Raw genomic sequence first — 19,300 nt, forward strand, 5'->3', positions numbered from 1 at the left:
AGCTGTGGAGGGCACGGTCACAGTCAGGCGCGCGGGATATCACAAAGCCCTCACCCGGTCTCCGCACGGATGCGAACACGACCGACCGGCCGATCCACCCCCGTCCGCATAGCTGACGGACCGTCAGATCGGCGCTACCGTGGCCGCCATGGACACCGAAGCGACGTTTCCGCTGATCATCTCCGTCGACGACCACACCGTGGAGCCCGCCGATGTCTGGCAGAGCCGGCTCCCGAAGAAGTACCTGGACGTCGGCCCCCGAATAGTCCGCGCCCCGCTGAAGGAGATGACCTTCCTCGGCGGCCGCTTCCGCCCGGTCATGGGCGAACCGGGCGACGACGGCCCGCTCGGCGACTGGTGGGTCTACGAGGACCTCCGGCGCCCCCTCACCCGCCTCGACACCGCCGTCGGCTACAGCAGGGACGAGATCAAGCTCGAAGTCATCACGTACGAGCAGATGCGACCGGGTTCCTACGACGTCCCGCAGCGCCTCGCCGACATGGACGTCAACCACGTCCAGTCCGCCGTCTGCTTCCCGACCTTCCCGCGCTTCTGCGGCCAGACCTTCACCGAGGCCCAGGACCACGAACTCGGCCTGCTCTGCGTCCAGGCCTACAACGACTGGATGGTCGAGGAGTGGTGCGGCCCGGCGGCCCAAGGCCGGCAGATCCCCCTCACCCTCATCCCGCTCTGGGACGCCGAGCTCGCCGCCGCCGAGGTCCGCCGCAACGCCGCCCGGGGCGTGCGCGCCGTCGCCTTCTCCGAGATACCTCCCTTCCTCGGACTCCCGTCCGTCCACGGCGACGACTGGGACCCGCTCTTCCGGGCCTGCGACGAGACCGGCACGGTCATCGCGATGCACATCGGCTCCAGCAGCCGTATGCCCTCGACCTCCAAGGACGCCCCGCCCGCGGTCGGTTCGACCATCACCTTCGCCAACTGCTGCTTCTCGATGGTCGACTGGCTGATGAGCGGCAAGTTCGAGCGCTTCCCGAACCTCAAGGTCATGTACGCCGAGGGCCAGATCGGCTGGATCCCGTACATCCTGGAGCGCGCCGACGTCGTCTGGGAGGAGAACCGCGGCTGGGGCGGGGTCGCCGACAAGGTCCACCGCCCGCCGTCCGAACTCTTCACCGAGCACGTCTACGGCTGCTTCTTCGACGACGCGTTCGGGCTGAAGAACCTCGACGCGATCGGCGTCGGCAACGTCCTCTACGAGACCGACTATCCGCACTCCGACTCCACCTGGCCGAAGTCGAGGGAGGTCGGGGAGGCGCAGATGGGCCACCTGGACGCGGATGTGGTGGAGCGGATCGTCCGGGGCAACGCCATCGAGCTGCTCGGGCTCACCCCCGAGGGGCTGTGGAGCCGTACATGAGGTACGGCATCCAACTCCCCGTCCAGTCCCAGAGCACCATCTACGCCGAGCCCTGGGAGGCCGACGCGGGCCCCGCCGACCTGGTGGAGGTCGCCCGCACCGCCGAGGCCGCCGGCTTCGACTACATCGCGAGCTGCGACCACGTGGCCATCCCGCGCCGCCTCGCCGCCGCGATGAGCACGGTCTGGTACGACCCCGTGGCCACCCTCGCCTACCTGGCGGGCGTGACGGAGCGGATCCGGCTCCTCAGTCACGTGGCGGTGATCGGCCTGCGCCACCCCCTCCTCACCGCCAAGCAGTACGCCACCCTCGACCACCTCAGCGGCGGCCGGCTGATCCTCGGGGTCGGGGCCGGGCACGTACAGGAGGAATTCGAGGCGCTGGGCGTCGACTTCGAGCACCGGGGCGCCGTGCTCGACGAGTCGATCGACGCGCTGCGGGCCGCCCTCGGCCCCGACGAGTTCCCCGAACACCACGGCAAGCTCTACGACTTCGAGGGCCTGGGGCAGCGGCCGAGGCCCGCGCAGGAGCGGGTGCCGGTGTGGGTGGGCGGCTCTTCGCCCGCCGCGGTCCGGAGAGCCGCGCTCAAGGCGGACGGCTGGCTGCCGCAGGGGGACCCGCGGAACCGCCTGCCCGCCCAGATGGAACGGATACGGCGGCTGCGCGAAGAAGCCGGCCTCCAGGGGCCGTTCGACATGGGTGCCATCACCGAGCCGCTGTACGTCGGCACACCCGACTGGGACGTCGGCCGCCGCACGCTCACCGGCCCCTCGGACGCGCTCGCCGAGTCCCTGCGCGCCTACCCGGCGATGGGCGTGGACCAGATCCAGGTGCGGTTCCGCTGCCGGAACCGCGGCGAACTCACCGACCAGATGGCGGCCTTCGGCGCCGAAGTGGCCCCCCACCTCTAAGGAGTTACGGCATGGGCAAGCTGGACGGACGCGTCGTGATCGTCACCGGGGCGGCGCGTGGACAGGGGGAGCAGGAGGCCCGGCTGTTCAGAGCGGAAGGGGCCGAGGTCGTGGTCGCCGACGTGCTCGACGACCAGGGCGAGGCGCTCGCGCGGGAGATCGGCGGCCGGTACCTCCACCTGGACGTGGGTGACGAGGACGCCTGGCGCTCGGCGGTCAGCACGGTCAAGAACGCGTACGGCCGGATAGACGGCCTGGTCAACAACGCCGGCATCCTGCGCTTCAACTCCCTGGTGGACACGCCCCTCGACGAGTTCATGCAGGTCGTACGGGTCAACCAGGTCGGCTGCTTCCTCGGCGTCAAGACGGTCGCGCCGGTGATGGAGGACGGCGGCACGATCGTGAACACGGCGTCCTACACGGCGGTGACGGGCATGGCGGCCGTCGGCACATACGCCGCCACCAAGCACGCCATCCTCGGCCTCACCCGCGTCGCCGCGCTGGAGCTGGCCCACCGCCGCATCCGCGTCAACGCCATGTGCCCCGGCGCCATCGACACCGCGATGTCCAACCCGGCCCAGCTGGACCCGGAGGCGGACGCGGAGGAGACCGGCCGGGCGCTGGACGAGCTGTACCGCAAGCTCGTGCCGCTGGGGCGGATCGGGGCGCCGGAGGAGGTGGCGCGGCTCGCGCTGTTCCTGACGTCGGACGACTCCTCGTACATCACCGGACAGCCCTTCGTGATCGACGGCGGGTGGCTGGCAGGGGTCAGCATCATCTGACGGCTCATCAGCTATTGACCCTCCATGCGGCTGGTGCAACAGTCTTCGAAACTGACGGGGTGTCAGAAATCTTCAGAACCAGGGATGGTGAACCGCCTTGGAATTCGGGCTCTTTGTACAGGGATACGTGGGCAAACGCGCCGAGACCGACCCGCTGGCCGAGCACAAGGCGCTGATGGAGGAGACCGAGTACGTCATCCAGGCGGACAAGTCCGGCTTCAAGTACGCCTGGGCCTCCGAGCACCACTTCCTGGAGGAGTACTCGCACCTGTCGGCCAACGACGTGTTCCTGGGGTATCTGGCGCACGCGACGGACCGCATCCACCTCGGCTCCGGGATCTTCAACCCGCTCGCCCAGGTCAACCACCCCGTGAAGGTGGCCGAGAAGGTCGCCATGATGGACCACCTCAGCGAGGGGCGCTTCGAGTTCGGGTCCGGCCGCGGCGCGGGCTCGCACGAGATCCTCGGCTTCCTCCCCGGGATCACCGACATGAACTACACGAAGGAGATCTGGGAGGAGACGATCGCCGAGTTCCCCAAGATGTGGATGCAGGACGAGTACGTCGGCTTCCAGGGCAAGCACTGGCAGCTGCCACCGCGCAAGGTTCTGCCGAAGCCGTACGGGAAGTCGCACCCGGCGATGTGGTACGCGGCCGGTTCGCCGCCGTCGTACGCGATGGCCGCCCGCAAGGGGCTCGGCGTGCTCGGCTTCAGCATCCAGAAGGTCTCCGACATGGAGTGGGTGCTGGAGCAGTACAAGACGGCGGTCGTGAACGCCGAGCCGGTCGGGGAGTTCGTCAACGACAACGTGATGGTGACGACGACGGCGATCTGCGCGCCGACGCACGCGGAGGCGATAGAGATCGCGACCAACGGCGGGCTGCACTACCTGCCCTCGCTGGTGTTCCGGTACCACGACACCTTCCCGCGGCCCGAGGGCTTCCCCGTCTGGCCGGAGACGCTGCCGGAGTACACGCCGGAGTTCGTCGAACTGCTCGTCGAGGAAGAGCTGTTGATCTGCGGCGACCCGGACGAGGTGCTCACCCAGTGCAAGCGCTGGGAGCAGGCGGGGGCGGACCAGCTGAGCTTCGGGCTGCCGGTGGGGGTGCCGAAGGAGGAGACGCTCCAGACGATCCGGCTGATCGGGGAGCACGTGATTCCGAAGATCGACACGGATCCGGTGCATCGGACGACCCGGTTCCGGCAGGCTTCGTAGCTTCGTAGGGAGGTTCAGGTCAGATGCTCGACCACCTCGTCAAGGGTGCGACCGTCGTGGACGGCACGGGCGCACCCGCGTACACCGCCGACGTCGGCATCCGTGACGGCCGTATCGCCGTCATCGGGAAGGTCACCGAGGAGGCCCGGACGTCCGAGGACGCCTCCGGGCTGGTCCTCGCCCCCGGCTTCGTCGACCCGCACACCCATTACGACGCCCAGCTGTTCTGGGACCCGTACGCGACCCCGTCCCTGAACCACGGGGTGACGACGGTCGCCGCCGGCAACTGCGGTTTCACGCTCGCCCCGCTCAATCCCGCCCGCCCCGAGGATGCCGACTACACCCGCCGGATGATGTCCAAGGTCGAGGGCATGTCGCTGGTGGCGCTGGAGGAGGGGGCACCGTGGAGCTGGAGCTCCTTCGGGGAGTATCTGGACGCTCTCGACGGGCGGATCGCGGTCAACGCCGGGTTCATGGTGGGGCATTGCGCGCTGCGACGGTACGTGATGGGGCCGGACGCGGTCGGCGGTCAGCCCACGGACGACCAACTGGCCGAGATCGTACGGCTGTTGCACGAGGCGATGGACGCGGGCGCCTGGGGGTTCTCGACGACCCAGTCCCGTACGCACTCCGACGGCGACGGCCGGCCGGTCGCCTCCCGGCATGCGAAGCCCGCCGAACTGCTCACCCTCTCGCGGGCCGTCGGCGAGCACGAGGGCACGCAGATCGAGGCGATCGTCGCGGGGTGCCTGGACCAGTTCAGCGACGAGGAGATCGAGCTGTTCGCGGAGATGAGCGCGGCGGCCGGGCGGCCCCTGAACTGGAACGTGCTCACCATCGACGCCTCCGTGCCCGAGCGCGTGCCGCGGCAGCTGCTGGCGAGCGAGCAGGCGCGGAAGGCGGGCGGCCGGGTCGTCGCGCTGACCATGCCGATCCTCACGCCGATGAACATGTCCCTGGGCACGTTCTGCGCGCTGAACCTGATTCCCGGGTGGGGTCCGATCCTCGGTCTGCCGGTCCCGGAGCGGATCGCACGCCTGCGGGACCCGGCCGTGCGCGCGGAGATGCTGGAGCGGGCGGGCTCCAAGGAGGCGGGCGTCTTCCGGCGGCTCGCGAACTTCGGGCGGTACGTCATCGGCGACACGTACAGCGAGGCGAACGCCGGGCTGAGCGGGAGGGTCGTCGGGGACATCGCGAAGGAGCGCGGCCAGGACCCCTTCCACACCCTGGTCGAGATCTGCGCCGCCGACGACCTCCGCACGGTGCTGTGGCCGATGCCGACCGACAACGACCCCGCGTCCTGGGCGCTGCGGGCCGAGACCTGGCAGCACGAGGACGTGATGCTCGGTGGCTCCGACGCGGGCGCGCATCTGGACCGCATGTGCGGGGCGCCGTACACCACACGCTTCCTCGGCGACTGCCTGCGGCGCCGGAAGCTGGTCGGTCTGGAGCAGGCGGTGAAGATGCTGACCGACGACCCGGCCCGCTTGTTCGGACTGCGTGATCGGGGACGGGTGGCGGAGGGCTTCCATGCGGACCTGGTGCTCTTCGACCCGGAACGGATCGACGCGGGCACGGCCACCCTGGTGCACGACCTGCCGGGTGACAGCCCACGGCTGGACGCGAAGGCGATCGGGATACGGGCCGTGTGGGTCAACGGAGTCGAAGCGATCCGGGACGACGTGGTGAGCGGGGCGGTGCCGGGGAGGGTGCTGCGGTCGGGGAGGGATACGCGGACGGTGAGTACGAGGTGAGGGGGGCCGGGGGTGGGGCGGTGCCGGGGGTCCGGAGTTGGGCGGTGCTGCGGTCCGGGCGGGAGTCGAGCGCGGTCGCGCCGGGGAACCCGCTGTGGTGCGGGCGGGTCGCGATGGCGGTGAGTGTCAGGTGAGTGAAGTCGGCGACGGGCAGCGGCTGTTCGTCGGGGGTGAGTGGGTCGAGCCGGACGCCGGTCGTTACGCCGTCGTGGATCCGGCCACCGAGGAGACCATCGAGTGGGCTCCGGAGGCCTCGCGGGATCAGGTGCTCGCGGCTTGTGCCGCGGCCCGCGAGGCCTTCGGGCCGTGGTCGAGGACGGCGCCCGAGGAGCGCGCGGCGATCCTGGGGCGGGCGGCGGAGGTCATCGGCAGCCGTTTCGGGCCGTACGCGGAGCTGGCGCAGGCGGAGACGGGCGCCACGACGGGGACGGCCCGGGCGATGCAGGTCGGCGTCGGCATGGCCCGCTTCCGCCGGTACGCGCGCGTGGAGCCCGCCGAGTGGGCCATCCCTCCGCAGATCAACGAGGCCGGCCCGATGGGCAAGGCGGGTGTGATGGGCGCGCTGGCGATACGGCAGCCCGTCGGCGTCGTCACCTGCATCACCTCGTACAACAACCCGTGGGCGAACCCGGCCGGCAAGATCGCCCCCGCCCTCGCGATGGGCAACACGGTGGTCGTGAAGCCCGCCCCGCAGGACCCGCTGTCGGTCTACCGGATGGCGGAGGCGCTGGAGGCGGCGGGCGTGCCGCCGGGTGTCGTGAACGTGGTGTCCGGGCAGTCGGTGGCGGTCGGCGAGGCGGCGGTGGAGTCGGCCGACGTCGACATGGTGAGCTTCACCGGGTCCACGGCCGTGGGACAGCGCATCGGCGAGGTGTGCGGGCGTGCCATGAAACGGCAGTTGATGGAGCTGGGCGGGAAGGGCGCGGCAGTCGTCTTCGACGACGCGGACGTCGGCTCGGCGGTCGCCGGCATCGGCACGACCTTCTCCTTCTACAGCGGCCAGATCTGCACGGCACCGACGCGAGTGCTGGCGCAACGGGGCGTGTACGACCGACTCGTCGAGCAACTGGCCGGATACGCGGGCCGGTTGAAGGTGGGCGACCCACGGGACCCGGCGACGGTGGTGGGCCCGGTGATCTCCTCCGCCCACCGGGAGCGCGTGGAGTCGTACGTCGAACTGGGCCGCAAGGAAGGTGCGGTGGTGGTGACGGGCGGTGAACGGCCGCCGTACGACCGGGGGTTCTTCGTCGCCCCCACCCTCCTCGCCGACTGCACGAACGACATGCGCGTGACCCGGGAGGAGATCTTCGGCCCGGTGGTCGTGGTCGTCCCCTTCGACGAGGAGGACGAGGGCGTCGCCCTGGCCAACGACAGCGACTACGGGCTCATCGACTACGTCTGGTCGGGCGACGTGGCCAGGGCCTTCCGGGTGGCCCGGCGGCTGCGGGCGGGCGGCGTCGGCGTCAACACGGTCGGGCGGAACATGGAGGCGCCTTTCGGGGGGTTCAAGAAGAGCGGAGTGGGCCGGGACGTGGGGTCGTACGCGCTCCATGCGTACGGGGAGGTGCAGGCGATCGTCTGGCCGGGCTGAGCGGCGCCGAGAAGAACAATTCGCCAACTGCCTCTGGCGAAAGGTGACTTGGTCATAGAGTGCCTGCGCAAATCAATCTGAGACAGTTCCGGAGAACTCCCTTGAAGTACGCCAAGCGCCTCGCCCTGACCGCCACCGCCCTCGCCGCCGCGACCGCCTTCCTGGGCACGACCGCCGGCAACGCCGCCCCCGCGGACGCCGCGCCCAAGCCCGTGAAGGCTCCCGCCGCACTGAAGGTGCCCGACGGCAACAAACTGACCGCCGTGTACGCCGCCCGGGGCGTGCAGACCTACACCTGCACCGACGGCGCCTGGAAGCTCCTGGAGCCGGCCGCCACCCTCTCGGACAAGAGAGGTCGCACGGTCGCCCTGCACTCCCGCGGCCCGGTCTGGGTCTCCACGGTGGACGGCAGCGCGGTGAACGCCACGGCGATCGCCAACTCCCCGAAGACCGACGCCATCCCCGAACTCCTGCTCCAGGCCACCGCGACCCGGGGCGCGGGCGTCTTCGGGGGCGTCTCCTACATACAGCGCCTCAACACGGCGGGCGGCGTCGCCCCGACCACCGCCTGCACCGGCACGGACCAGACGAGCGTGGCGTACAGCGCGACGTACGCCTTCTACAAGCCGGCGAAGTGACGCACCCGGCTCTCCGACCGCCGGAGTGAGACCCTCGGCCCATGGAGACCGTGGTGCACGTCGACGGCGGTGAGCTCTGGGCGGACGACACGGGCGGGGAGGGGATCCCGGCGGTGCTGCCGCACCCCGGCGTCGCCGACTCCAGGGTCTGGGATCCCGTCTCCCCGGCGCTCGTCGACCGCTACCTGGGTCTCCTGGACCTCGTGCTTGCGGTCGAGCGCACTCCAAGTCCTAGAGTGACGACGCTTCCCGACCCCCCGCCCGCTACGGAGCACCGGTATGCGTTATCGAGTCCTCGGCAAGACCGGCATCGAGGTCAGCACCCACTGCCTCGGCACGATGATGTTCGGCGCCGCCGGAAACTCCGACCACGAGGATGGCGCGCGCGTCATCCACGCCGCGCTCGACGCGGGGATCAACTTCGTGGACACCGCCGACATGTACTCGAAGGGCGAGAGCGAGGAGATCGTCGGCAAGGCGCTCAAGGGCCGGCGCGACGACGTCGTACTCGCCACGAAGGTGCACTTCCCGTTGGGTGAGGGCCGTAACCGCAGCGGTAACTCCCGGCGCTGGATCGTCCGCGCGGTCGAGGACAGCCTGCGGCGCCTGGACACGGACTGGATCGACCTCTACCAGGTGCACCGCCCCGACCACACCACCGACATCGAGGAGACGCTGTCCGTCCTCACCGACCTGGTGCGGGCGGGCAAGATCCGGACGTTCGGCTGCTCCACGTTCCCGGCCGAGGACCTGGTCGAGGCCCACCATGTGGCGGAGCGGCGCGGGCTGATGCGGATGCGCACCGAGCAGCCGCCGTACTCCCTCCTCGCCCGCGGCATCGAACGCGCCGTACTGCCCACCGCCGAGCGCCTGGGCATGGGAGTGCTGACCTGGTCCCCGCTGGCCTCGGGCTTCCTCTCCGGCGCCTACCGCGAGGGCCGCCCGGTCGACCTCACCACCGGCCGCGCGAAACTCACCCCGCACCGCTTCGACCCGGCGGCCCCCGGAAACCCGGCGAAGTACGCGGCGGTGGAACAACTCGTCGCACTGGCGGACGACTTGGGCTGCACGCTCCCCGAACTGGCCGTCGCCTTCCCGCTGGTGCACCCGGCCGTCACCTCGGTGATCATCGGCCCGCGCACCATGGACCAGCTCACCTCCCTGCTGGCCGGGGCGGACCTCGTGCTCGACGACGGCGCACTCGACCGCGTCGACGAGATCGTGCCGCCGGGGACCGACCTGTACCGGGCCGACGGGGTCTGGCAGCCGCGGTCCCTCACGGAGCCGGCGCTGCGCAGGCGGCCGACGGCGGAGCGGGCGGCGGCGGGCTGACCGGCTAACGGGATCCCTGGGCGTCGAGATCCACCCGCACCGTCAGCAGCGCCGCGCCTATCGCCCGTACCGCCACGCTGTTCACGGAGCGCAGGGCGCGCAGGCGGGCGATCGGGTCGTCGTCGGGGAGGAGGTGCGCGGTGCCGGTGTGCCAGCGGCCGCGGATGCGCACCCGGACCCGGGGATCGGCCTTGATGTTCCGGATGTACTGAGCACGCTCACCGAACTCCGACACCAGCCAGAACGAGTCGCCCACCCGGCGCCCGCCGACCGGCGTCCTGCGGGGCAGACCCGAGGTGCGGCCGGTCGTCTCCAGCAGGGTTTGCAGCGGGAGGCGGCGCATGAGGGGGTTGAGGCGGCGCTGGAAGGCCGTGGCGCGGAGGTACTTGGCCTCCGAGTGGGCGGGGCGAGACATGGTTTGTGGGACTCCTGTCCGGTGCGCGTGACGGTGTTCTTCAATGACTCTCACGTTCCCCGACGAGAGACGGTGCGTCCATGCGTGTGGTGACCTGGAACCTGTGGTGGCGGTTCGGGCCGTGGCGGGAGCGGCAGAAGGCGATCCTCGCCGTGCTGCGGGACCTGCGGCCGGATGTCGTGGGGCTGCAGGAGGTGTGGGCCGCCGACGGCGAGAACCTCGCCGAGTGGCTGGCCGGGGAGCTGGGGCTGCACTGGGCGTGGGCCGCCTCGCCCGGCTCCGAGCGCTGGCAGCGGCGGATCGGGGAGCCGGGGGTGGAGGTCGGCAACGCCGTGCTGAGCCGCTGGCCGGTGGCCGACCGGGCGGTGCTGCGGCTGCCGGCGCCCGGGCACCTCGACGACGGCCGCCTCGCCTTCCACACCCGGCTGGCCGCACCGTCGTACGAGATCCCCTTCTTCACCACCCACCTCACCTCCGCCCCCGACGCCTCGGCGGTCCGCTGCCGACAGGTCACCGCGCTGGCCGAGTTCGTCGCCGCCCACCGCTCCGGAACCGAGTTCCCTCCCGTCGTCACCGGCGACTTCAACGCCTGGCCCGACTCCGACGAGGTCCGCCTCTTCGGCGGCCTCAGGACCGCGCCGGCCGTGCCCGGCCAGATCTTCCTCGACGCCTGGGAGTACGCCGGTCCGGCCGCCCCCTCAGCCACCTGGGACCCGGCGAACCCGCACGTCCGGGTGGCCCCGCCGTCCCGCATCGACTACGTCCACGTGGGCCCGCCGGGGCCGAGCGGTCTCGGTCACGTCCGGAGCGTACGGCGGGCGGGGGCCGAGCCGGTGGACGGGGTGTGGCCGTCGGACCACGCGGCGGTGGTGGCGGACCTGGCGGGCGGAGAAGGGGACGGGGGCGGGTGAGATCGTGTCGACCGCACCGCCCTCCCACTCGTACGCTGCGCGCATGGAGTTGGGGACTCTCGCCGTTGCGGCCGTCGGAGCGGTCTTCGGTGTCGGGACGACGCTCGTCACCGACCTCGTGCGGTCGCGCAGGGAGCAGGACCGGTACTGGAACGAGACCAAGCGGGTCGTGTACGCGCGCTTCCTGGCGTCCGTGGTGCAGACGCACAGCCGCATGAGCGGCGCGGCATTCCGGGGACAGCAGGACGACGTCCGCCGGAACGGCGTCCACGACGCCTTCCACACCGATCCCCACGACAGCAACACCAGAGCCCTGCTGCGTGAGTTGGCCATCGTCTCGCCGGATCACGTCTACGAGGCGGCTCAGCCGGTCTTTCAGCAGCTCCTGATCATTCGGGAACTCCTCGCGGAGCACTCCCTCAGCCCGGAATCGGCGGAGTACGACGAGGTGAGGCAGCCTTTCTTCCGGGACATGGAAACCCTGCAGAAGACCATGCGGGACGACCTCCAGCCGAAGACGGTCCGCCGGTCGCGGGGATGACGCGCCACGGTCACGTGCCGCCGCCAACCTGGTCAGAGATACTGCCCGTGGTCCGCGCCCTTCACCGACTCCGGCCACACCTTGACCGCCACGACGTTGGCGAAATTGACCAACGCGACCCCGCTCGCGGTGTCTTCGGAGTCGGTCAGCTGAAACCGCAACGTGCGTCCTTGCTCAAGCGCCTCGCGCAACGCGCTCTCGGCCGACTCCAGCGACTCGAAGTCGCGGCTCTTGACGGCCAGAGCCTCTCCACCGGCGGGCAGGAACCAGATGTGCAGCTCCGGGTTCTGCGGCATACGGTCGCTCCTCCAGTTCGGCATGTGGCGTGCGGGAAAGTCGGGATGGTCCAGGTAGGGGAGTGCGAGGTCGAGCAGGTCGGCGCACGGCCAGGGCTCACCGTCGAACTGGCAGTCGTCCCGGTCGTCCCAGGGCCGCTCCGGGTCGCCTGCGGCCGGACTGAGCGCATGGCGGCTGAGTACCCGTCGCTTGGCCTCGACCTCGCGCAGGACGCGGACGGGGTCGTGCAGGGCGACGTGCCGAGCGACGACGGCGTCCTCGTCCAGACGAGCACGCAGGAAGCCCACGAGGTCGCTGTCCATGAGGGCATTCTCGACGAACACCCCAGCATCGGCACGGGCTTTACGACGGCTGCCCGCCTTCGCACCAGTGACCAGTCGCGCGCTTCAAGCTCCGCGCGGGGGAACAGGCGAGCCGTTACCCAACCCCCTCCACAGGCCGCGCCGTGGTCAGGCCCGTCGTGACCAGGGTCAGCCAGCGGGTGCGGGATGCCGGGGGCTGGTCGGTCGGGGCCGTGGAGAAGAGTAGGTAGATGTCGTCGACCGTGACGTCGGGATGGATGTCGCCGGCGGTCTGACCCGCGTGGATGAGGGCCGTTACGGCTGCCCCGGCGCGCTCCTCGTCCGTGCGGTCGCCCGGTTCCGCCCCCAGGGTCTGCGCGGCGGCCTTGACGGCGCGGTCGGTCACCGACGCCTCGATCACGCGGCTGAGGAACGCGATCAGCTCGTCCCGTGCGCGAGCGCCGGCCGTGACTCGCGCGAGCGTCGCCTCCGCGTCGTCGGCCACCCGCGTGACGTACTCGGCGACGACCGCCGCGACCAGGTCCGTCTTCGTGGGGAAGTGCCGGTACAGCGTGCCGACCGCCACCCCCGCGGCGGCGGCGATCTCGTCCATCCCCGCCTCTGGCCCATGCGTGGTGATCAGCTCGCCGGCCGCGGCGAGGATCTTCTTCCGGTTGCGGACCGCGTCGGCGCGCGGCGCCCTGGCCTGGGGCACGGAGTCAGCCTCCTTCTCGACTTGCAACAACATGAACCAGGGTTCATGATAGGTAGAGATAGTGAACCGAAGTTCATCTTACTTGTAGAGGAACCCATCATGCCCGCCATGCCCGCCCAGACCGCCCCGCCCGCCAAGACCGCCCTCGTCACCGGCGCCTCCTCCGGCATCGGTGAAGCCACCGCCCTCAAGCTCCAGCAGCTCGGCTACACCGTCTACGCCGCCGCCCGCCGCACCGACCGCCTCCAGCAGCTCGCCGAGCACGGCATCCGTCCGCTGGCCATGGACGTCACCGACGACACCTCCATGCAGGCCGGCATCGAGAGGATCACCGCCGAGACCGGCCGTATCGACGCGCTCGTCAACAACGCCGGCTACGGCTCCTACGGCGCCGTCGAGGACGTACCGCTGGACGAGGCCCGCTACCAGTTCGAGGTCAACGTCTTCGGCGCGATCCGCCTGGCCCAACTGGTCCTGCCCCACATGCGCGCCCAGCGCTCCGGCACGATCGTCAACATCACCTCCATGGGCGGCAAGATCCACACTCCGCTCGGCGGCTGGTACCACGGCACCAAGTTCGCCCTCGAAGCCCTCAGCGACTGCCTGCGCCTGGAGGTCCAGCCGTTCGGCATCGACGTCGTCGTCATCGAGCCCGGAGGCATCGCCACCGAATGGGGCGCCATCGCCGCCGACAAGCTGGAGAAGTCCTCCGCCGACGGCGCCTACGCCGCCCAGGCCGGCGCCGTCGCCGCCTCGCTGCGCTCCGAGGCCAACGCCAGGCGCAACTCCCCGCCCTCCGTCATCGCCGACGCGATCGGCAAGGCCGTCACCGCCCGCCGCCCCAGGACCCGCTACGCCAAGGGCTTCGGCGCCCGCCCCCTCATCGCCCTGCGCCGCATCCTGCCCGACCGTGCCTTCGACACGGTCATCTCCCGCGCTGTCGGCGTCCCGCGCTGACGGACGCCGCATCCGAGCCCCCTTCAGCAACGCCCCCTGCCGGACCCCTCACTCGATCCAACGGGCCGCGGCCTCATACGTGTTGGCCGGCGTGCTGTTGAACGCGATCGCCGCGTCGGGTGCGTGCCGCCGGACCAGGTTCACCACCTGCTCCAGGAGCTCGGCCTGATCGTCCGAGTGCCGCAGGCCGCCGCCGATGACGACGCACTCCCACGGACGGGACCGCAGCGCGTCCCCGACGATCGCTGCCACGTCGTCGCCTCCGTCAAGGCCGAACAGGCAGGTCGCGACGCCCACGCCATGTTCGGCGAACTTGGCCAGACCCTCCTCGATCCCCTTGGCCACGGGCTCGGGATCCCACGGCCCGGGCACCCGGTACGGGTCGAGCCCGATGACGAGGACACGGGGAGGAGGAGTGGCGGAGTCCATGCTTGGACGATAGGCGTCTCACCCCCCGCGGTCAGCGACCCAGGAAGATCGGGTTCGTGAACGCCGCCATCGCCCCCGGCAGCGGACCCAGCGCCGTCTCATGGCGCACCTCCGCCCGCACATACGCCGCGTACGCCGCCGTCGTCCGCCACTCCACCACCCCCGCCCCCGACACCGGCAGCACATCGCTCGTCAGCAGCACACCCTGGTCCGTGACGAGACGGGCCGTGCAGCGCGGGGCGCCCGTCACCTCCAGGCGGACCGTCACCTCGCCGTCGCCGGGCGCCTCCAACCGCCCGCCGATTCCCGCGAGTTCGCCCCGCCCACCGGTCGCCGTAAAGACCAGGCTCACGTACTTCGACTCCGCGATGTACGAGCGGCCCGCCCGGATAGCCTCCTGGATCGCCTCCCGGGTCAAGTCGTCGGCCAGGACGACCGTTTGGGGGAGGCCCACGACGTCCGGGTCGCGGTGCGCGTCGCTGTTCCCCATCGCCGGAAGCCACCTTCGGTTGTCCCGGACCGCCGCCACCAGCGTGTTGTCCCACTCCGCCAGCGTCACCTCGTCGTCCGGCGTCCACGGCCCGTTCCACACCTCCACCGCGTCAGCCTCCCCGAACCCGAACTTCCAGCCGCAGCCGATACAGGTGGCGTGCGGATGCGCGGGGACCACCAGGCCACCCGCGCGGTGGATCTGACGGGCGTACTCGCCGAAGCGGTCGTCCCTGGCCCGGTACCGCCAGTCCACGAAGGTCCCGGGGTCCGTACCCAGGGCCACCACATGGCCGTTCCTCGTCGTCACCTCCTCACCCAGCAGGATCAGCAGGTCCTCGCCCGCCTCCGTGGCCCAATGGGGGTGGGACGCATGCGTGTTGTGGTCCGACGTGTTGATGAAGTCCAGGCCCGCCGCACGCGCCAGAGCCGCGATCTCCGCCGGGGTGCGGCGGCCGTCCGAGTACCAGGAGTGGAGGTGGCAGTCGCCCCGGTACCAGGCCCGGCCCCGCCCCTTCGCCCGCGACGGCGGGTACGTCGGTGTCGGCGTCCCGCCGGGCTCCCCGTACGTCAGCGTGATCGTGAGCTCGTACGACAGTCCCCGCGGCGCCACCGTGTACGGGCCCAGCGCCACATGCCACGTGCCCTCCCGCACCGGGCCCGGCACATACCCCGGCGTCGCGTCGTCCGCCCGCACGAAGAACTCCGTGCGGGCGCCGCCCGACCAGCCGCGGAAACCCCGGCCGCCCAGGTCCGTGCCGCGTTCGTCGAAGACGCCGATGTCCAGGGCGTTGCCCTGGGTGCCGACCGGGACCGACGGCCTGTCGTAGGTGTAGGCGACCCTGATCTCCCGTACGCCGGACGGGACTTCGACCGGTACGTACACGTAGTCCGGGGACCCCGGCGGCAGAGTGCCACGTACCGTCCGCGTCTCCTGCCCCTGCCCCTGCCCGTCCGCCGCCGCGAAGCTCATGCTTCCCAACGTAGGCCGCCACACCCCCTGATGCTTGGTGTGAATGCGATGCCGACCGGTCGGTATGGACATATCCACCCCGGGCCGGTACAGATGGGACATGCGAATCGCCGTCACGATCTTCCTCACCGACGAGACCATCGCCCCCGTCCGGCTCGCCCGTGAGCTGGAGGCGCGGGGGTTCGCCGGGCTCTACCTCCCCGAGCACACGCACATCCCGGTGGAGCGGACCACCCCGTACCCCGCGGGCGGTGAACTGCCGCCCGAGTACGGCCGTACCCTCGACCCCTTCGTCGCGCTCGGCCAGGCCGCCGCCGTCACCGAGCGGCTCGGCCTCGGCACCGGCATCACGCTCGTCGCCCAGCACGACCCGATCGGCCTCGCCAAGCAGATCGCGACCCTGGACCACCTCAGCGGCGGCCGCTTCACCCTCGGCCTCGGCTTCGGCTGGAACGTGGAGGAAGCCGCCGATCACGGGGTGGAGTGGCGTACCAGGCGGGAGCTGGTGCGGGACCGGATGGCTCTCATGCGGGCGCTGTGGAGCGAGGAACCGACCGCGTACGAGGGGGAGTTCGGGAGTGTGCGGGCCTCCTCCGCGTATCCCAAGCCCGCGCAGAAGCCGCGCGGACCGGTGGTCGGGCCGCGCACGCTCGTCGGCGGGGCCGCCGGGCCCAAGCTCTTCGCCCACATCACCGAGTACGCGGACGGCTGGATGCCGATCGGCGGGCGGGGCCTCACGGAGTCCCTGCCGCTGCTGCGCGCCGCCTGGGCCGACGCGGGGCGGGACCCGGCGGCGCTGCAGATCGTCCCGTACGCCGTCTTCCCGACCCCCGGCAAGCTCGCGCACTACGCCGACCTGGGCATCGAGGAGGTCGTGGTCCAACTGCCCCCGGCGGGGGAGGCGGAGGTGCTGCGGGTACTCGACGAGTACGCCGCCTTCCAGTGACACCGTGTAACGAACGACGTTCCGGCGGATGAGGCAGCACCTCTTTGTCCTGATCAAGCCGAACGTATGCTCAAAGAATGACGACTTCCGCGACCTCCGGAACCGGCTCCTCCGACGGCCCCCGTGGCACCGGCCCCACCGAGAACTCCATGCGTCGCGCCCTCAAACGCGCCCGTGACGGCGTCGCCCTCGACGTCTCCGAGGCCGCTGTCCTCCTCCAGGCCCGCGGCGAGGCCCTCACCGACCTCGCCGCGTCGGCCGCCCGGGTACGCGACGCCGGCCTCGACCAGTCCGGCCGCCCCGGCGTCATCACGTACTCGAAGAGCGTCTTCATCCCCCTCACCCGGCTGTGCCGGGACAAGTGCCACTACTGCACCTTCGTCACCGTCCCCGGCAAGCTCCGCCGCGCCGGCCACGGGATGTTCATGTCCCCGGACGAGGTCCTCGACATCGCCCGCAAGGGCGCGGCCCTCGGCTGCAAGGAAGCCCTCATCACCCTCGGCGACAAGCCGGAGGATCGCTGGCCGGAGGCGCGGGAGTGGCTCGACGCGCATGGTTACGACGACACGATCGCGTACGTACGCGCCATCTCCATCCGGATCCTGGAGGAGACGGGCCTGCTGCCCCACCTCAATCCCGGCGTCATGTCCTGGACCGACTTCCAGCGGCTCAAGCCCGTCGCCCCGTCCATGGGCATGATGCTGGAGACCACGGCCACCCGCCTCTGGTCCGAGCCCGGCGGCCCCCACTACGGCTCCCCGGACAAGGAGCCCGCCGTCCGCCTGCGCGTCCTCGAAGACGCCGGCCGCTCCTCCGTCCCCTTCACCTCCGGCCTCCTCATAGGCATCGGCGAGACGTACGAGGAGCGCGCCGAGTCGCTCTTCGCGCTCCGCAAGATCTCCCGGGCCTACCACGGCATCCAGGAACTGATCATCCAGAACTTCCGCGCCAAGCCGGACACGGCGATGCGCGGCATGCCGGACGCCGAACTGGACGAACTGGTGGCCGCCGTGGCCGTCGCCCGGCACATCATGGGCCCCGCCGCCAACATCCAGGCGCCGCCCAACCTCGTCGCCGGCGAGTACGAGCGGCTGATCGGCGCGGGCATCGACGACTGGGGCGGGGTCTCCCCGCTGACCATCGACCACGTCAACCCCGAGCGCCCCTGGCCGCAGATCGAGGAGCTCACCGAGCGCTCCGCGGCGGCCGGGTTCGAGCTGCGGGAACGTCTCTGCGTGTACCCGGAGTTCGTACAGCGCGGCGAGCCCTGGCTGGACCCGCGGCTGCGTCCGCACGTACGGGCGCTGGCGGACGAGGAGACCGGCCTCGCGCGGCCCGACGCCACGGTCGAGGGGCATCCCTGGCAGGAGCCTGACGAGGTCTTCGTCGCCTCCGGGCGCACGGACCTGCACTCCTCCATCGACACCGAGGGCCGTACGTCCGACCGGCGCGACGACTTCGACGAGGTGTACGGCGACTGGGCCGAGCTGCGCGAGGCGGCGGCGCCCGGCATGGTGCCCGAGCGCATCGACACGGACGTACGCGAGGCCCTGCGCACCGCCGCCGACGACCCGACGAAGCTCACCGACGCCGAGGCCCTCGCCCTCCTGCACGCGGACGGCCCCGCGCTGGACGCGCTGACCCGGATCGCCGACGACGTGCGCAGGGCGGCCGTCGGCGACGACGTGACGTACATCGTCACCCGGAACATCAACTTCACCAACGTCTGCTACACCGGCTGCCGCTTCTGCGCCTTCGCCCAGCGCCGCACCGACGCGGACGCCTACACGCTCTCCCTCGACCAGGTGGCGGACCGCGCCCAGCAGGCGTGGGACGTGGGCGCGGTCGAGGTGTGCATGCAGGGCGGGATCCATCCCGACCTGCCCGGGACGGCGTACTTCGACATCGCGAAGGCGGTGAAGGAGAAGGTCCCCGGCATGCATGTGCACGCCTTCTCCCCGATGGAGGTCGTCAACGGCGCGACCCGCACCGGCCTGTCGATCCGGGAGTGGCTGATCGCCGCCAAGGAGGCCGGCCTGGACTCCGTTCCCGGTACCGCCGCCGAGATCCTCGACGACGAGGTCCGCTGGGTCCTCACCAAGGGCAAGCTGCCGACGGCCACCTGGATCGAGGTGATCACCACGGCACACGAGGTCGGCATCCCGTCCACCTCGACGATGATGTACGGCCATGTCGACCAGCCCCGGCACTGGCTGGGGCACCTGCGCACCCTGGCCCGCATCCAGCAGCGGACGGGCGGCATCACCGAGTTCGTGACGCTCCCCTTCATCCACACCAACGCCCCGGTCTACCTGGCCGGCATCGCCCGCCCCGGCCCCTCCATGCGGGACAACCGCGCGGTGACGGCGATGGCCCGCCTCCTCCTCCACCCGCACATCCCCAACATCCAGACCAGCTGGGTCAAGCTCGGCACGGAGGGCGCGGCGGAGATGCTCCGCTCCGGCGCGAACGACCTCGGCGGGACCCTGATGGAGGAGACGATCTCCCGGATGGCGGGCTCCTCCTACGGCTCGTACAAGTCGGTCAAGGACCTGATCGCGGTGGCGGACGCCGCCGGCCGGCCGGCCCGCCCCCGCACCACTCTGTACGGCGAGGTCCCGGAGGAACGGCAGCGGGCGGCGCAGGCCTCGGACGGGCATCTGCCGGAGCTTCTGCCTGTGCTGGAGTGAGTACGATGATCGGACCCCCGTCCGTCGGGGATCCTTAGCTGAGGAGTTACGTGC

At 71.0% G+C, this 19,300-nt stretch carries 17 protein-coding genes and 1 pseudogene; 13 read left to right on the top strand and 5 right to left on the bottom strand.

Annotated elements, in window-relative coordinates:
* The first annotated feature begins 148 nt into the window (after positions 1-148).
* The 8 genes from ABZ848_RS22960 (at position 149) to ABZ848_RS22995 (ending at position 9,602) form a co-directional block, all read left to right on the top strand.
* Positions 149-1,378: an amidohydrolase family protein gene (locus tag ABZ848_RS22960; protein WP_360834592.1), complete on the top strand. Its 1,230-nt coding sequence runs from the start codon at positions 149-151 to the stop codon at positions 1,376-1,378.
* Positions 1,375-2,289, top strand: coding sequence for an LLM class F420-dependent oxidoreductase (locus ABZ848_RS22965; protein WP_360834594.1), 915 nt, complete (start codon positions 1,375-1,377; stop codon positions 2,287-2,289). The genes ABZ848_RS22960 and ABZ848_RS22965 overlap by 4 nt, the downstream gene beginning before the upstream one ends.
* Before the next feature lie 11 nt (positions 2,290-2,300).
* A complete protein-coding gene (locus tag ABZ848_RS22970; RefSeq protein ID WP_360834596.1) occupies positions 2,301-3,071 on the top strand; it encodes an SDR family NAD(P)-dependent oxidoreductase in 771 nt (256 codons plus the stop codon).
* A gap of 97 nt (positions 3,072-3,168) precedes the next feature.
* Complete coding sequence (locus tag ABZ848_RS22975; RefSeq protein WP_360834598.1) at positions 3,169-4,287, top strand: LLM class flavin-dependent oxidoreductase; 1,119 nt, start codon at positions 3,169-3,171, stop codon at positions 4,285-4,287.
* Positions 4,288-4,310: 23 nt separating this feature from the next.
* Positions 4,311-6,041, top strand: a complete 1,731-nt coding sequence (locus tag ABZ848_RS22980) for a D-aminoacylase (protein WP_360834600.1) — start codon at positions 4,311-4,313, stop codon at positions 6,039-6,041.
* Positions 6,042-6,171: 130 nt separating this feature from the next.
* A complete protein-coding gene (locus tag ABZ848_RS22985) occupies positions 6,172-7,632 on the top strand; it encodes an aldehyde dehydrogenase family protein (protein WP_360834602.1) in 1,461 nt (486 codons plus the stop codon).
* A gap of 101 nt (positions 7,633-7,733) precedes the next feature.
* Positions 7,734-8,270 carry a DUF3455 domain-containing protein gene (locus tag ABZ848_RS22990; protein WP_360834604.1) on the top strand — a complete coding sequence of 179 codons (537 nt, stop codon included), beginning with the start codon at positions 7,734-7,736 and terminating at the stop codon, positions 8,268-8,270.
* 279 nt (positions 8,271-8,549) lie between these two features.
* The gene (locus ABZ848_RS22995) at positions 8,550-9,602 is read left to right on the top strand and encodes an aldo/keto reductase (RefSeq protein WP_360834606.1); all 1,053 of its coding nucleotides are present in this window, start codon (positions 8,550-8,552) and stop codon (positions 9,600-9,602) included.
* A gap of 4 nt (positions 9,603-9,606) precedes the next feature.
* Here ABZ848_RS22995 and ABZ848_RS23000 read toward each other — a convergent pair whose 3' ends face one another.
* A complete protein-coding gene (locus ABZ848_RS23000) occupies positions 9,607-10,017 on the bottom strand; it encodes a nitroreductase/quinone reductase family protein (protein WP_360834608.1) in 411 nt (136 codons plus the stop codon).
* Positions 10,018-10,097: 80 nt separating this feature from the next.
* On the opposite strand from ABZ848_RS23000, the gene ABZ848_RS23005 reads away from it, so the two are divergent.
* On the top strand, positions 10,098-10,928 hold the full coding sequence (locus ABZ848_RS23005) for an endonuclease/exonuclease/phosphatase family protein (protein WP_360834610.1): 831 nt from the start codon (positions 10,098-10,100) through the stop codon (positions 10,926-10,928).
* Positions 10,929-10,971: 43 nt separating this feature from the next.
* Positions 10,972-11,469 (top strand): hypothetical protein, encoded by a 498-nt coding sequence (locus ABZ848_RS23010; RefSeq protein ID WP_360834612.1) that lies wholly within the window; start codon positions 10,972-10,974, stop codon positions 11,467-11,469.
* A 32-nt stretch (positions 11,470-11,501) separates the two neighbouring features.
* Here ABZ848_RS23010 and ABZ848_RS23015 read toward each other — a convergent pair whose 3' ends face one another.
* Positions 11,502-12,068, bottom strand: a complete 567-nt coding sequence (locus ABZ848_RS23015) for a DUF6221 family protein (RefSeq protein ID WP_360834614.1) — start codon at positions 12,066-12,068, stop codon at positions 11,502-11,504.
* 115 nt (positions 12,069-12,183) lie between these two features.
* A complete protein-coding gene (locus tag ABZ848_RS23020) occupies positions 12,184-12,762 on the bottom strand; it encodes a TetR/AcrR family transcriptional regulator (protein ID WP_360834616.1) in 579 nt (192 codons plus the stop codon).
* A 99-nt stretch (positions 12,763-12,861) separates the two neighbouring features.
* Between ABZ848_RS23020 and ABZ848_RS23025 the strand changes: the two genes are divergently transcribed.
* Positions 12,862-13,719 (top strand): oxidoreductase, encoded by an 858-nt coding sequence (locus ABZ848_RS23025; RefSeq protein WP_360834618.1) that lies wholly within the window; start codon positions 12,862-12,864, stop codon positions 13,717-13,719.
* Between the two features lie 48 nt (positions 13,720-13,767).
* Here ABZ848_RS23025 and ABZ848_RS23030 read toward each other — a convergent pair whose 3' ends face one another.
* A complete protein-coding gene (locus tag ABZ848_RS23030; RefSeq protein ID WP_360834620.1) occupies positions 13,768-14,148 on the bottom strand; it encodes a hypothetical protein in 381 nt (126 codons plus the stop codon).
* A 31-nt stretch (positions 14,149-14,179) separates the two neighbouring features.
* Positions 14,180-15,622, bottom strand: a pseudogene (locus ABZ848_RS23035) (CehA/McbA family metallohydrolase); the annotation flags it as partial.
* A gap of 88 nt (positions 15,623-15,710) precedes the next feature.
* Between ABZ848_RS23035 and ABZ848_RS23040 the strand changes: the two are divergent.
* Together ABZ848_RS23040 and ABZ848_RS23045 are read left to right on the top strand one after the other, a co-directional pair.
* Positions 15,711-16,556, top strand: coding sequence for an LLM class F420-dependent oxidoreductase (locus tag ABZ848_RS23040; protein WP_360834622.1), 846 nt, complete (start codon positions 15,711-15,713; stop codon positions 16,554-16,556).
* A 77-nt stretch (positions 16,557-16,633) separates the two neighbouring features.
* Complete coding sequence (locus ABZ848_RS23045) at positions 16,634-19,246, top strand: bifunctional FO biosynthesis protein CofGH (RefSeq protein ID WP_360834624.1); 2,613 nt, start codon at positions 16,634-16,636, stop codon at positions 19,244-19,246.
* Positions 19,247-19,300: the final 54 nt, after the last annotated feature.

Origin of the sequence: Streptomyces sp. NPDC047081, from assembly GCF_040643775.1 — a bacterium.
Lineage (GTDB): Bacteria > Actinomycetota > Actinomycetes > Streptomycetales > Streptomycetaceae > Streptomyces.

Coding starts and splice junctions, on each gene's coding strand:
- ABZ848_RS22960 (WP_360834592.1), top strand. CDS start 149: ATGGACACCGAAGCGACGTTTCCGCTGATCATCTCCGTCGACGACCAC.
- ABZ848_RS22965 (WP_360834594.1), top strand. CDS start 1,375: ATGAGGTACGGCATCCAACTCCCCGTCCAGTCCCAGAGCACCATCTAC.
- ABZ848_RS22970 (WP_360834596.1), top strand. CDS start 2,301: ATGGGCAAGCTGGACGGACGCGTCGTGATCGTCACCGGGGCGGCGCGT.
- ABZ848_RS22980 (WP_360834600.1), top strand. CDS start 4,311: ATGCTCGACCACCTCGTCAAGGGTGCGACCGTCGTGGACGGCACGGGC.
- ABZ848_RS22995 (WP_360834606.1), top strand. CDS start 8,550: ATGCGTTATCGAGTCCTCGGCAAGACCGGCATCGAGGTCAGCACCCAC.
- ABZ848_RS23000 (WP_360834608.1), bottom strand. CDS start 10,017: ATGTCTCGCCCCGCCCACTCGGAGGCCAAGTACCTCCGCGCCACGGCC.
- ABZ848_RS23005 (WP_360834610.1), top strand. CDS start 10,098: ATGCGTGTGGTGACCTGGAACCTGTGGTGGCGGTTCGGGCCGTGGCGG.
- ABZ848_RS23010 (WP_360834612.1), top strand. CDS start 10,972: ATGGAGTTGGGGACTCTCGCCGTTGCGGCCGTCGGAGCGGTCTTCGGT.
- ABZ848_RS23015 (WP_360834614.1), bottom strand. CDS start 12,068: ATGGACAGCGACCTCGTGGGCTTCCTGCGTGCTCGTCTGGACGAGGAC.
- ABZ848_RS23025 (WP_360834618.1), top strand. CDS start 12,862: ATGCCCGCCATGCCCGCCCAGACCGCCCCGCCCGCCAAGACCGCCCTC.
- ABZ848_RS23030 (WP_360834620.1), bottom strand. CDS start 14,148: ATGGACTCCGCCACTCCTCCTCCCCGTGTCCTCGTCATCGGGCTCGAC.
- ABZ848_RS23040 (WP_360834622.1), top strand. CDS start 15,711: ATGCGAATCGCCGTCACGATCTTCCTCACCGACGAGACCATCGCCCCC.
- ABZ848_RS23045 (WP_360834624.1), top strand. CDS start 16,634: ATGACGACTTCCGCGACCTCCGGAACCGGCTCCTCCGACGGCCCCCGT.